This is a genomic window from Synechococcus sp. HK05, assembly GCF_019104765.1.
Classification (GTDB): domain Bacteria; phylum Cyanobacteriota; class Cyanobacteriia; order PCC-6307; family Cyanobiaceae; genus Vulcanococcus.
The window spans coordinates 215,425-227,220 of record NZ_JAHRXJ010000004.1 but is presented as its reverse complement, the minus strand read 5'-3'; the positions used below and the strand labels follow the sequence as shown (position 1 = coordinate 227,220).

The 11,796-nt window shown below is 58.6% G+C and carries 12 protein-coding genes, 1 other RNA gene and 2 pseudogenes; 6 read left to right on the top strand and 9 right to left on the bottom strand.

Annotated features, from left to right (window positions below):
* Position 1 precedes the first annotated feature (1 nt).
* Entirely contained in the window at positions 2 to 1,843 is a 1,842-nt protein-coding gene (recQ, locus tag KUL97_RS04475) for a DNA helicase RecQ (RefSeq protein WP_217795771.1), read from the bottom strand.
* Between the two features lie 57 nt (positions 1,844 to 1,900).
* On the opposite strand from recQ, the gene KUL97_RS04470 reads away from it, so the two are divergent.
* The 5 genes and pseudogenes from KUL97_RS04470 to KUL97_RS13870 all read left to right on the top strand — a co-directional run.
* Complete coding sequence (locus KUL97_RS04470) at positions 1,901 to 2,824, top strand: carbohydrate ABC transporter permease (RefSeq protein WP_217795770.1); 924 nt, start codon at positions 1,901 to 1,903, stop codon at positions 2,822 to 2,824.
* A 61-nt stretch (positions 2,825 to 2,885) separates the two neighbouring features.
* Positions 2,886 to 4,157, top strand: coding sequence for a 5-(carboxyamino)imidazole ribonucleotide synthase (locus KUL97_RS04465; RefSeq protein WP_217795769.1), 1,272 nt, complete (start codon positions 2,886 to 2,888; stop codon positions 4,155 to 4,157).
* A gap of 6 nt (positions 4,158 to 4,163) precedes the next feature.
* A non-coding RNA gene (gene ssrS, locus KUL97_RS04460) (6S RNA) lies at positions 4,164 to 4,346 on the top strand.
* A gap of 397 nt (positions 4,347 to 4,743) precedes the next feature.
* Positions 4,744 to 5,286, top strand: a complete 543-nt coding sequence (locus KUL97_RS04455) for a reprolysin-like metallopeptidase (RefSeq protein WP_217795768.1) — start codon at positions 4,744 to 4,746, stop codon at positions 5,284 to 5,286.
* A 169-nt stretch (positions 5,287 to 5,455) separates the two neighbouring features.
* Positions 5,456 to 5,581: pseudogene (locus KUL97_RS13870) on the top strand (excalibur calcium-binding domain-containing protein); the annotation flags it as partial.
* A 225-nt stretch (positions 5,582 to 5,806) separates the two neighbouring features.
* Here the strand turns inward: KUL97_RS13870 and KUL97_RS04445 are convergent.
* The 8 genes and pseudogenes from KUL97_RS04445 to KUL97_RS04410 form a co-directional block, all read right to left on the bottom strand.
* Positions 5,807 to 6,745 (bottom strand): IS481 family transposase, encoded by a 939-nt coding sequence (locus tag KUL97_RS04445; RefSeq protein WP_217795767.1) that lies wholly within the window; start codon positions 6,743 to 6,745, stop codon positions 5,807 to 5,809.
* Positions 6,746 to 7,203: 458 nt separating this feature from the next.
* A complete protein-coding gene (locus tag KUL97_RS04440; RefSeq protein ID WP_217795765.1) occupies positions 7,204 to 7,374 on the bottom strand; it encodes a hypothetical protein in 171 nt (56 codons plus the stop codon).
* 458 nt (positions 7,375 to 7,832) lie between these two features.
* Positions 7,833 to 8,087, bottom strand: coding sequence for a Nif11-like leader peptide family natural product precursor (locus tag KUL97_RS04435; protein WP_217795763.1), 255 nt, complete (start codon positions 8,085 to 8,087; stop codon positions 7,833 to 7,835).
* Positions 8,088 to 8,296: 209 nt separating this feature from the next.
* Positions 8,297 to 8,458, bottom strand: a pseudogene (locus tag KUL97_RS04430) (Nif11-like leader peptide family RiPP precursor); the annotation flags it as partial.
* 290 nt (positions 8,459 to 8,748) lie between these two features.
* Entirely contained in the window at positions 8,749 to 9,021 is a 273-nt protein-coding gene (locus KUL97_RS04425; protein ID WP_217795762.1) for a Nif11-like leader peptide family RiPP precursor, read from the bottom strand.
* Between the two features lie 176 nt (positions 9,022 to 9,197).
* Entirely contained in the window at positions 9,198 to 10,160 is a 963-nt protein-coding gene (locus tag KUL97_RS04420) for a tyrosine-type recombinase/integrase (RefSeq protein ID WP_254896178.1), read from the bottom strand.
* Entirely contained in the window at positions 10,118 to 10,492 is a 375-nt protein-coding gene (locus tag KUL97_RS04415) for a hypothetical protein (protein ID WP_217795760.1), read from the bottom strand. Before KUL97_RS04415 ends, KUL97_RS04420 begins: the two co-directional genes overlap by 43 nt.
* A gap of 132 nt (positions 10,493 to 10,624) precedes the next feature.
* A complete protein-coding gene (locus tag KUL97_RS04410; RefSeq protein WP_217795759.1) occupies positions 10,625 to 10,903 on the bottom strand; it encodes a hypothetical protein in 279 nt (92 codons plus the stop codon).
* Positions 10,904 to 10,945: 42 nt separating this feature from the next.
* Between KUL97_RS04410 and KUL97_RS04405 the strand changes: the two genes are divergently transcribed.
* Positions 10,946 to 11,794 (top strand): sulfotransferase domain-containing protein, encoded by an 849-nt coding sequence (locus KUL97_RS04405; RefSeq protein WP_217795758.1) that lies wholly within the window; start codon positions 10,946 to 10,948, stop codon positions 11,792 to 11,794.
* Positions 11,795 to 11,796 lie beyond the last annotated feature (2 nt).

The following is an 11,796-nucleotide window of genomic DNA, read 5'->3' as shown; positions in this document are numbered from 1 at the left end:
GCTATCGGTCGCCAGCCGCTGCCAGCACGTCGAGGAGGGCCTCGCCGTAGCGCTCCAGCTTGGCGCTGCCGATGCCGCTCACCTCGCCGAGGGCTGCCAGGGAATGGGGTCGTGCAGCGGCCAGTTCCATCAGGGTGCGGTCGTGGAAGACCACATAAGGCGGAACCCCCTGGCTGCGGGCCTGTTCCCGTCGCCAGGTTTTCAACGCAGCAAACAGGGGATCGTCGGCACTCACTGGTGCCGCGGCGGCCCCGCCGCTGGAGGTTGCAGTCCGCCGGCGCTGCTCCTTGGCTGGTGGTGGCAGCACAAAGGCCAGCTCTTGTTCGCCCTTCAGCAGCGGTTGCACCAGCTCGGGTGGACCAAAGCACAACCCACCCTTGGCGTCCGCCGGTGAGATCAAGGCCCCCAGGCTCACCAGCTGGCGGAGCAGCGCCCGCCACTGGCCGCGGTCGAGCTCCTGGCCGATGCCGTACACGCTCAGCTGGTCGTGCCCCAGCGTGCGGATGCGTTCGGTGTTGCCGCCGAGCAGCACATCCACCACATGGGCGGCACCGAAGCGCTGGCCGGTGCGATACACCGCGGAGAGGGCTTTCTGGGCGGCCACGCGGCAGTCGCTGCGCTGTTGCGGCTCCAGGCAGCCATCGCAGTTGTTGCAGGGCTCGGCCAGGGTTTCGCCGAAGTGCCGCAGCAGCACCTGGCGCCGGCAGCCGCTGGCTTCGCTGAAGGCGATCAGGGCCTCGAGCTTGCCGTGCTCGATCCGTTTCTGCTCCTCACTGGCGCCCGAGTCGTCGATGAAGCGGCGCAGTTGCGGGATGTCGCCGGCGCCGTGGGCCATCCAGGCCACCGCCGGTAAACCATCGCGGCCGGCCCGCCCCGTCTCCTGGTAGTAGGCCTCCAGGCTCTTGGGCAGGTCGACGTGGGCCACGAAGCGCACATCGGGCTTGTCGATGCCCATGCCGAAGGCGATGGTGGCCACCACCACCACGCCACTGCCCAGGCGGAAGCGCTGCAGCGCCTGGCGCCGCGCCTCCGAATCCATGCCGGCGTGATAGCCGATCGCATCGAAGCCAGCGGCCTTCAGTTCGGCCGCGATGCGGTCAACCCGGCTGCGGGAGCGGGCGTACACGATCCCGGATTCGCCCTGGTGCTCCGCCAGGAACTGCAGCAACTGCGCGCTGCCGGTCTGTTTGTGGCGCAGGAGATAGCGGATGTTGGGTCGATCAAAGCTGGCCAGGAACACCTCGCCCTGCTGCAGCTGCAGCCGCTCGCGGATGTCGATCTGGGTGCGCGGATCGGCGGTGGCGGTGAGGGCCAGCCGCGGCACCTGAGGGAAGCGCTGCGCCAGCTGATCGAGTTGGCGGTATTCCGGGCGAAAGTCGTGCCCCCACTGCGACACGCAATGGGCTTCGTCGATGGCGAACAGCGCCAGGGGGGCGCTGCCCAGCCGCTCCAGCAGATCACCGCTCAGCAGCCGCTCCGGCGACACGTAAAGCAGATCCAACTGTTCCGCGCTGAGCTGGCGCCACACCTGCTGGCTGTCTTCGGCTTCCAGGCCGGAGTGCAGGGCGGCCGCCGCGATGCCCAGCTGCTGGAGAGCTTCCACCTGATCCTGCATCAGGGCGATCAGCGGCGAGATCACCACCGCAAGTCCTGATCTGCACAGCGCCGGCACCTGATAGCAGAGGGATTTTCCGCCGCCGGTGGGCATCAGCACCAGGCCGGATCCCCCGCCGATCACGTGGCGCACGATGGCCTCTTGCGGGCCGCGGAAGCGGGCATAGCCGAACACCCGTTGCAGCACCTCCAGCGGATCGCTGGTCCGCGGGGCCGGGCTGCTCAGCATGGGGCGACTGGCTGATCGGAAGAGATCTCCCACAATGGCGCGATCACGGCTGGCTGCATGGCTGAGCGTTCCCCCCGCACCGGTGCGTCTTCCACAACCGCCTGGGGCTTTCTGGCCCCGGGCTTGGTGTTGATCGGCTTATCGGTGCTGATTCCAGCCGCCATGGCCTTGGTGATGAGCTTCACCCAGAGCGGTCTGGATGTGAGTGAGCCGCTGCAGTTTGTGGGGTTGGCGAACATCCGCCGCCTGCTGAGCGACCCGATGTTTTTCAAGGTGCTCGGCACCACGCTGCTCTACTTGGTGGGTGTGGTGCCTCCGGTGGTGCTCGGCTCGCTGGCGCTGGCGGTGTTGGTGAACCGCCAGCTCCCCGGCATCCATTGGTTCAGGGCCGCCTTCTACACGCCGGTGCTGGTGTCGATCGTGGTGGCAGCGATTGCCTTCCGCTGGCTTTATGCCGAAACCGGACTGATTAACGGTTGGCTGAGCGCGCTCACGCGCGACGGCTGGCTGAGCGCCCTGTTCCCGGCTGGTTTTGAACCGATTGGCTTTCTCACCAATCCGCTACTGGCTCTCCCCTCGGTGATGGTGGTGACCCTCTGGAAAGGCCTCGGCTACTACATGGTGATCTTTCTGGCCGGACTTCAGGGCATCAGCGCGGACCTCTACGAAGCCGCCGAACTGGACGGCAGCGAAGGCTGGCGCAAACACCTCGACATCACCCTGCCGCTGCTGCGCCCCTACGTGACGCTGGTGGCGGTGATTTCCGCCATCGCGGCCACCAAAGTGTTTGAAGAGGTGTTCCTGATGACCCAGGGTGGCCCGGCCGATGCCACCAAAACCCTGGTGTACTACGTGTACGACCAGGCCTTCGCGGAGTTGGAGATCAGCTACGCCTGCACGGTGGGCCTGGCGCTGTTTGTGATCGTGTTGCTGCTCAGCCTGGTGCGCTTTGCCTTCGCCGGTGACAAAGGTTTCAGCTGAGGCCGCCAGCCACGGCCCCGTCCGTGTGGATGCGACATTGATCCATTGATCAATCGTGCGCATGGGCGCAGCCCCATCGATCGGAATCGTGGGCGGCGGGCAGCTGGCCTGGATGCTGGCTGAGGCTGCGCGTCGCCGCGGCGTGGAGTTGCATGTGCAGACCCCCGGCCCCCATGATCCGGCGGTGAGCCTGGCCACGTCGGTGATTCAGGCCGGTGTGCGGGATGTGGCGGCCACACAGCAATTGGCTTCGCGCTGCAGCGCGGTGAGCTTTGAGAACGAATGGGTCGACCTCGACGGCCTCGCACCCCTGGCTGCCGCCGGCGTGCGCTTTGTGCCGGATCTCGAGGCCCTGCGGCCGCTGGTGTGCAAGCGCAGTCAGCGGGAGCTCCTCAATCGCTTCAACCTCCCCTCACCGGCTTGGTTCCCGCTGGAGCGTGTGCACGAACCGCCGGAGCCCCCCGAGGCCGCTGCTGCTGGCGGTGGTGCAGCAGCAGCGTCGATCCAGGCAGCTGCGGTGGCATCACCCCAGCTGCCGCCTGGTTTTGCCTACCCATTGATGGCCAAGGCCGCCAGCGGTGGTTATGACGGCAAGGGCACCGCCGTGCTCCGCAGCGACGGCGATCTCGATGCCCTGCTGGCCCGGGTGGATCCCAGCAACTGGATTGTTGAGGAGTTCGTGAACTTCGAGCTGGAGCTGGCTGTGGTCGCGGCCCGTGACCAGTTCGGGGATGTGGTGTGCCTACCGGTGGTGCAAACCCATCAGTACCAACAGGTGTGCGACTGGGTGCTGGCGCCCTACGAGGCCCCCCACGCCCTGCAACAGGCCGTGCGCAACATGGCGGCGTCCCTGCTCACGGCCCTCAACTACGTGGGTGTGCTGTCGATGGAGCTGTTCTATGGGCCCCGCGGCTTGATGATCAACGAGCTGGCCCCGCGGACCCACAACTCAGGCCACTACTCCATTGAGGCCTGCGACCTCAGTCAGTTCGATTTGCAGCTTCTGGCGGTGGCAGGGGAGCAGCTCAGCGAACCTGCCCTTCAAAGCCCTGGTGCCTTGATGGTGAATCTGCTCGGTTTTGAGCACCGCCCTGCCGATGATCCTGCTGCGGCCTATGAAGCCCAACGCCAGGCGCTCTCGGCCCTGCCGAATGCTCATCTCCACTGGTACGGCAAGGCAGGCTCGTCCCTCGGCCGCAAGCTTGGCCACATCACGGTGTTGCTCCAGCAGTCGGATCCAGCGGCCCGGCGTCAGGAAGCGATGGCGCGGCTCGAGCAGGTGCGGCAGATCTGGCCGCTGCCGCAGCGTCCTGGGGCTGAGCAGTCGTCTTAGGATTTGCGCGGACTGCTGTGTTGGTGACTGCCTTCTACAGTTTTCTGATCTGACTCCCTTTTCGACTTGGGGCGTCTGTCGCGACAGTGCCGTAGACCGGCCTCGTAGCCGGAAACGAATCTTCGCTTTGACTCCCCTTCTGGTTTATCCAGGTCGGAATCTGGGGCAGAACGGCACAGCGGTTCACCCCCTGCAGCGCAATGAGTCTCGCAGAGTCAAGACTCAAGACTGGCTGACAGGTTGACTGACAATTTGACTGACAGTTTTTCCGGTTCGCTGGCTTCTGAGCCCGATGCCAGCGCTGCGGTCCTCAAGGTTGAGGAGAGCATGTGCAAGGCCATGCCCAGGCGGGCTAAGGCCGAACCACTCGCCTACTGACCACGCAAGGCACGCTCGCAGGGTCTGCTGTTCTGGCCTTTCTGGTGCATGCCTCTAGTGCACCCTTGGTACAGGACGACTCCTCCTTCCAGGCCTGCGCTCAAGCGGTTGTGAGGAATCAATAGTCTCTGAGCAACGCAAAATAGTTGCGTTAGCTGGATGCATTAATATCGCTTTCCTATAAACAACTGCCTTTGTGGGCTTAGTCATGTCGCTGCCTGTCGAAGCAATCATCTCCCCAGAGCCATGGGCGGAAGATTTAGCCACAAGGTCTGGAGAGGATGGGATTATCAACTATGCAATCATCTCAAAAGCGGGTCAGTATGCCCGAAATAACTACGGCGTTTCCTCCCCAGAGGCAGCTGGTATCCGATCAGTTTTTGCGGAGCTGGACACTCTCACTGGCGTCTCATTCGCCGAGAGCAGTCCCGAAGACGCGGATATTATTCTCTATTCAGTCAAGAAGTATAGAAACCGCAACTGGGTTGGCCTTACAGAAGACACCGGCGCACAGTATGTGGCTACATGGCAAGACTTTGCAGGCAAGCGCCTGACACCATTTGAAGTTTCAGTCATCAAGCACGAAATAGGGCACACACTGGGCCTAGATCATCCGTATGGCGACGGCTACTACGAAGGAGTGACCACACAAGACACGATCATGTCGTATAACGACACTAGGCCAGTTGCGACCAACTACTCCCCATTAGATGTGCAGGCGCTTCAACTCCTTTGGGGAGCACCAACCTAATCATTGACAGCTGGTTGGGTGCAAAAGGGAACACAGCAGGTGCCGAATGCGCTGAGGCCGGCTATGACCAAAGAACCTGCATACCAATCATGAAAGGCCCACTCGCAGCGACCGTTGCTCTGACCGTTCTGGTTTTTCGTCTGGCGCTGCCTGAGCGCAGAACTGCTCGTCGTTCCAGACCTGCACTCAAGCGGTTGCCTCGATGAAGGCCAGCAACACCAAGCTGGACCGGGATAAGGACGGCATCCCTTGTAAGTCGCTGTGCGGCAGCAACGGGGAAAATATGCCGAGATAACTGTTGACATCCACTCCCACAGGAGCTTCGTCCGGTTGCAGCCCTTTAGCTCTTCTGCCGGTATGGCGATGGTGCTCGCTCCTGGATATTTGGATTTAACCAGGGCAGCGGCTGCCTGAAAATCTGGAGCTGTCATCGTTTTCACTCGGCCAGCGCGGTGAACTAGTGAGAACACTGCGTAGTCGAGCACGGGACAGACGTATCTAGCTGTGTTTTCTCACCAGGTCATTCAGTAACCCGCAACAGTCTGAGCTGCTGAATGGGGGTGCGGCCAGCCAGGACCATATGACACCTGCGGCCGTTATGGATCGCCAGATAGCGCGGTAGCCAGTGGTTGCGCTCGGTTGAGGTCTGAAAGGCCATCGAGTACGCCCACTCCGCCAACAGGGTCTTGATGAAGCGCTCGGCTTTGCCGTTGGTTCGTGGGGTGTATGGCCTGGTGCGTTTCGGGATCAGGCCCAGTGCGCTGCAGGCTTCTCGCCAGGGTTTGGACCGGTAGGCGCTGCCGTTATCAGAGAGAACCCTCCTGCAGCTGATGCCCTGGCTATCGAACCAAGCCACGGCCCGCAGCAGAAAGCCCACTGTCGTCGCCTGCTTTTCATCCGCCAGCACCTCGACGTAAGCCAGTCGCGTGGCGTCGTCGATGGCCACATGGGCCTTCTCGTAACCAGCACCACGGGAGGAGCCCAGGCGGCGATCTCCGGTGATCCGGTGACCGACGCGCTCAAAGCGAGCGAGCTGTTTGGTGTCGACGTGGATCATGTCGCCTGGCCGTGCCCACTGATAGCGACGCACCGGCTCTGCAGGCTGCAAGTTCTTGAGCCGTCCAAGCCCTATGGCCTTGAGCACTCGGCCCACGGTGGAGAGCTGTTCCGCCAACACCCTGGCCACTCTTCTGAGCGTGCAGCGCTCATGGCGCAGGTCAATGGCGCGTTGCAGTTGCAGTGGATCGAGCGTCCGCCGCTGGGTGCGGCGAACACTGCGTCGATCCACCAGAGCCGAGGCATCGCCTGAGCGGTAATGAGCCAGCCACTTGTAGGCAGTGCGGACACTGATCCCCACCTGAGTAGCCAGGAAGTCCAGCCTTTCACCGTGATTAATATGTCGACTAAGTAACCGTTCCCGGCCGAGGGGTGTCAGCCGAGCACCCGGATGGGTATGCATGGGGTGTGAGCTCAGGCGACGGGGGTGACACACCGACCCTGACGAGCTCACACCCCTTTGTCAGCTGAACAACCTGGTGGGATTACACACCTAGACCCTTCCTCTGGTTCTTCAGCACCCAAGGCAAGCGCCTCTGCCTGATACCTGCTTCCATTTAAAGCCTCCCCTCCCCCTGGTAGCTACACGAGAAATGCCGGGGTACCCCATGGGGGTGTGCGGCCGTGATCCAGCGTTATATAAGGGTTAGGAAATTTTCGTTGTTTTCCTTGCCGACAGCCTGCTGCACCCACCAAGAAGCAAACGTTCAGTACCAAAAAAGTAATCTTGTTAGACCGCTCTATTAAAGCTATCAACAGCACCGCCTGAGGCACGTGCTTGGAGCAGGGATGCTCCGACCTGATGGCCTGAAGGTGTCAATTTACTTTTAGAGACTAATCCTTGTGATTTGGCAGGTCAGTTTAATCGAATAAATCTTCAAAAGGATCGCGCTTTAGCGATGCTATTGCTCTATCACGGGAAAACTTGTCATTGCCACCGGTCACAGCCTCCAGATCTTCTTCTTGAAGGTCATGGAGACCATCGTTAGGTTTATCGGCTTCGGCTTCAGCCTTGATTTGTTTTTCTGACATGTCAGGACGACTAAGCATTTCCAATTATAGCGCATTCTACTGCTTTCCCGGCACTTGGCTCAGCCTGTCTCCAGGCCGAGGATATATGGGCGATTGGATTGATTTCCGTGCCTGTAATCCTGGTGGCAAAGGAGCGGGGACTACCAAAGCAGCACCTTAAGCCCTATGCGTTTGACCTACGCGCCACTCAAATTCCCGAGGTGCTGCATCAGCTTGCGGTGAGATTTGGACGAGCTAATACCACTTGCGATAGCAATAGTGAAAAAATATCGGTCAGCTTCTTAAGGCTTGTGACAAGATGTTTAGTGCTTTCTGGGGTAAGCAGACAGGTAAGTTGGGTGAAAAAAACATAAAGTATGGCATTCCACTTGGGAGTCTCAATAGATGCTTGAAGAATAAAGTACCTGCAAACGGAGACGCTCTCGTGGCATAGTCCTACATTTCTACTTTTCTTTAATTCAGCCTTTGCCTAAGGTTAGTGGTACTGCAGAAAGTTCCATACTCGTTCTACGGTTTCCACCATTTACATCTTCAAGTTGTTCGTCCGAAAGTTCAGATTGAGCTTCCTGGAGTTCATCGGTTGAAATGCAAAAGCCTGCCTCCTTGGCAATCGCAACAACCGCATCAGGATCAGCCGCTGTTTTGAGCTTCTCCTGAAGCCCCGCATCAGCCTGGACCGCTTCTTGGAAGGCCTTGAGTTGTTCTTCTGACATCTGTGGCTAGGTTTGAGCCACATACCATTATGGACGAAATCTCTGCAATAGCCAGCAGGCGATGAAAAAACATCGTCACTGCTTGATTGACCACAATAGCGCCGGGTAAAAAGGGGCGTCTTTGGGAGTGATTGAAGAAATAAAACCCTAGAACGCAGGAAGGGATTTTCTGTGGACTAAAGGAAACAACCAAAATGTTGGCTTATGGCTCAAACATACCTGCCTTTAACAGGGTCATAAAAAGCAAACATTCCCCCGTTCACGCTTTCCAGCTCCTGATCTGAAACCTCCGCCTTAGTGTTCTTGAGATCCTCAGCGGATACCTCATATCCAGCAGCCTCAGCAATCGCAACAACAGCATTGGCGTCGCCAGCTGCTTTGGGCTTCTCCTTAAGACTAGTGTCCGCCTTGGACCTTCTCCAGAAATGCTTTGAGTTGTTCTTCTGACATGATCAACTGAGTAATGCTACCTTTTTAGCGGTGATCAGCAATGTTGTCAATAAACAATAAAAGTACGCTCAATGAGGATGATATAGTCGGGTGTAAAGTGTCGCCAAGTTCTTTGTAATACGGAAGAATAGATTAACAATCCCTGCGGTTAGAGGGGCTTTGAAATCTAGGATCCGAGGGGAGTTGGGCTAATGGAGAATAGGCCTGCAAATCAATCAAAAATACTGTGTCGGCCAGGATACTTGCTCAAGTCTACTCTTCCATATGCGTCCATTTCGTATGCTGTTCCGCCCGCCACGCCTTGTAGCTCTTCGTCTGGAATCTCTGCCTGGTCGCTCAGTAGCTCTTCTGCAGACAGTTCGAATCCAGCTGCCTTAGCAATCGCCACAACAGCTTCAGCATCGGCAGCTGCTTTGAGCTTATCCTGAAGACCCGCATCAGCCTTGACGGCTTCCAGGAAGGCCTTGAGCTGATCCTTAGACATGTCAATAGCGGATAACTGCTATCCATTATGACCCAACACGCCATAGATGTCACCAGTATTTGTATTATCTAATTCAAGCCGAGTAGCCACTGGTGGGGCCAGAGGAGGTATTCGTCTAGATCGAAATTGTCGGTGGCGTGGTTATGCTTCGATTTCCGAAGTATCTAAACATGTTCTTAGTGGATGATTTCTACAAATCTTTTCAGTTGTTCTGCTGTTGGTCTGACGTATCGCTGAGTCACCTTTGACGTTCCTGGGACCCTGTGACCAGTGATGTAGAACGCAAAATACGGGCTTACATTCGCTTCCGCCATCTGGGTCTCTATGATCCGTCTCAGGTCATGGCTGTTGAAGCCGTACTTATCTGGGAAGGTGTCTCCGTAGCGGTCTCCCCAGCTCTGCTCTGTTGCCTTGTATTGCTGTGACCAGATTGGTCCGTGTGGCATCTGATCCTTCGCTTTGGTCAGGAACGGAAGAAGCCTGGAGTGGATTGGCACATGCGCCTCTTGTCCGTTTTTCAGGCGTCTGATCCGTCCTTCTTGTTCGTACTCCACAAAGTGGATCAGGCCATTGGCCAGGTCGATGTCCCTTCCTCGCAGACCACACACAGCCTGCTTCCGACAGCCTGTAAACCTTTGTATTAAGTAGATCAGGTCCCCTGCTTCCATTGCCTTTGCGTCGGCTGCCTCTACCAGTTCTCGTGAGGGCAGTGATGTTTTGTTGCTCGCCTCTAGACCCCTTGCCAGGCCTTCCCAGATGTTGACTGCCACCCATTCGTGTCGCTTAGCCCAGTTCCAAAAGGCGCTCAGATCCCTGATGTCCTTTGCAACTGTCGATTGTTTGGCGGGCTTCCCGGTTCTGCTTGTCCTGGTCAGCAGGTGCTTTTTGTACTCGACCGCTAATTGCTTGGTGGCTCTGCTTGGGTATTCATCGTGCGACCATTCAACAAATTTCTTCAGTAGTGTTTCCCATCTTTTCTTGACTAGAGGTGTCACCCTTCCTGTGGTCAGTTCACGTTCCTGGGTCCATTCTTCCCAGTGGTGAAGACCTTCTCTGAGGGCTACTGCAGTCGCAAGTAGCCGCTCATCATCCTGCGTTAGGAGTGGTTCCCATGGTTTTGGGGATTCTCTTTTAACCAAACTCTCCTATCTATTTCAATTTCTAATGCTTCCTCCGCTGTCAGTAAGCCGTCATCTTCTCTGTTATCTGCCCTTGCATACGCTTGCTTCCATTCCTGAAATCTAGTCCTTAGATCAGCTGTCTCGGTTAGCTCTGCTTTGACTTTTGCTAACAGCTTGTTGGCCGCCACTTGCTCCTCGGCCAGGACGGTCTTGGCTGCCTCGAGCGTGTCAGCAGCCTTCTTCTGAATCGCTGCTTTCCCAATGATCTTCCGAAGCTTGTGAGGGACCGTGATGTTCAGGTAGTACCCCTTCCGGCCTTTGATCTGGATCAGCCCTGTGGGGAGCCCCATCCGCGAGTTGACTGACAAACTGACTGACAAAGCCCAGTTGTGGCAACCGAATTAAGCTGTGACAGGCTTCTTGCTGTCAGTCAGTTTATCCAGGTCGGAATCTGGCCAGAACGGCACAGCGGTTCACCCCCTTCATCCCATGGGTCCAGCGCCGAACAGTGCGTTGTAGGCCCCTGGATTGCTGCCCCACTCCCCTGCATCCAGTGACTCCAGCAGAGAGTGCTGGCTGATGCGGCCAGCGGCCAATCGTGTTGTTGGATCGCCGGCAGCGTTGCTGCTGAACATCCGAATGCGCCGGCCTTTCACTTTGAACCAACCGGTGATGTCATCCTGGTCACCGCTTGACCACTCGAGCCATCGCTTCGAGGTGCCATCCCGTTCCCAATCGCCGGTGATCGCGTACTGCTGCATGGATTGAGCGCTTTGGCTTCAGGCTAGGAACGCTGAATCCCTGTGCCAATCTCGCTGCAGCAGGGGTTGGGCTGGATGGATCGTTCCGTGCTGGTGCGGCCCCGTTGGCTGCGTGGGGCGTTGCGCAAGGGGCTCTATCCCTATTACTGGCTCACGGCGCCGCTGCGCCCGCTTCCTGCGGCCCTGATCATCGGCACGATGAAAGGGGGCACCAGCACCCTGAATGCCTGGTTGCGTCATCACCCGCAGGTGATGTTTTCAGCCATCAAGGAGGTGCATTACTTCAACGACCACTACGACCGCGGTGCGCGTTGGTATCGCACCTATTTCCCGCTTTGGGAACAGTGGTTGGGTGGCCGTTGTGCCCTGGAGGCCACACCCGCCTATCTGTATCGAGCGGCCGTGGTGATGCCGCGGATGCATGCCCTGGTGCCGGAGGCGCGGCTGATTGTGCTGCTGCGCAATCCAGTTTCTCGGGCGATCTCCCATTACGGGCATCAGGTGCAGCGCGGTGTGGAGCCTCGCTCCCCAGAGGAGGCTCTGATGTGCCCCGATCCGCCGGCCAAGGGCAAGCCCAACCACTACAAGCGCCGGGGGCTTTACGCCGAGCAGATCGCGCAGGTGCTGCAGCACTATCCACGCGAGCAGCTGCTGGTGTTGCGCAGCGAAGACTTTTTTGCCCAGCCCGCGGAGGCCTACGCCCGCGTGCAGGCCTTCCTGGGCCTTGAAGAACAGCCTTTGCCGCCGCTGTCGTCTGTGGAGAACGTGGGGCGAGCCAAGACGCCCATCCCTGCGGAGGTGCGTGAGCACTTGCGGGAGTTCTACCGGGTGCCCAATCAGCAGCTCAAGGCGCTCCTGCCATCCTTCCCGATCTGGACGGAGGAGGCCTGAAC

What these genes read in the sequence shown, in the direction of transcription:
- recQ (WP_217795771.1), bottom strand. Translation starts at nt 1,843, where the DNA reads ATGCTGAGCAGCCCGGCCCCGCGGACCAGCGATCCGCTGGAGGTGCTG.
- KUL97_RS04470 (WP_217795770.1), top strand. Translation starts at nt 1,901, where the DNA reads ATGGCTGAGCGTTCCCCCCGCACCGGTGCGTCTTCCACAACCGCCTGG.
- KUL97_RS04465 (WP_217795769.1), top strand. Translation starts at nt 2,886, where the DNA reads ATGGGCGCAGCCCCATCGATCGGAATCGTGGGCGGCGGGCAGCTGGCC.
- KUL97_RS04455 (WP_217795768.1), top strand. Translation starts at nt 4,744, where the DNA reads ATGTCGCTGCCTGTCGAAGCAATCATCTCCCCAGAGCCATGGGCGGAA.
- KUL97_RS04445 (WP_217795767.1), bottom strand. Translation starts at nt 6,745, where the DNA reads ATGCATACCCATCCGGGTGCTCGGCTGACACCCCTCGGCCGGGAACGG.
- KUL97_RS04440 (WP_217795765.1), bottom strand. Translation starts at nt 7,374, where the DNA reads ATGTCAGAAAAACAAATCAAGGCTGAAGCCGAAGCCGATAAACCTAAC.
- KUL97_RS04435 (WP_217795763.1), bottom strand. Translation starts at nt 8,087, where the DNA reads ATGTCAGAAGAACAACTCAAGGCCTTCCAAGAAGCGGTCCAGGCTGAT.
- KUL97_RS04425 (WP_217795762.1), bottom strand. Translation starts at nt 9,021, where the DNA reads ATGTCTAAGGATCAGCTCAAGGCCTTCCTGGAAGCCGTCAAGGCTGAT.
- KUL97_RS04415 (WP_217795760.1), bottom strand. Translation starts at nt 10,492, where the DNA reads ATGGGGCTCCCCACAGGGCTGATCCAGATCAAAGGCCGGAAGGGGTAC.
- KUL97_RS04410 (WP_217795759.1), bottom strand. Translation starts at nt 10,903, where the DNA reads ATGCAGCAGTACGCGATCACCGGCGATTGGGAACGGGATGGCACCTCG.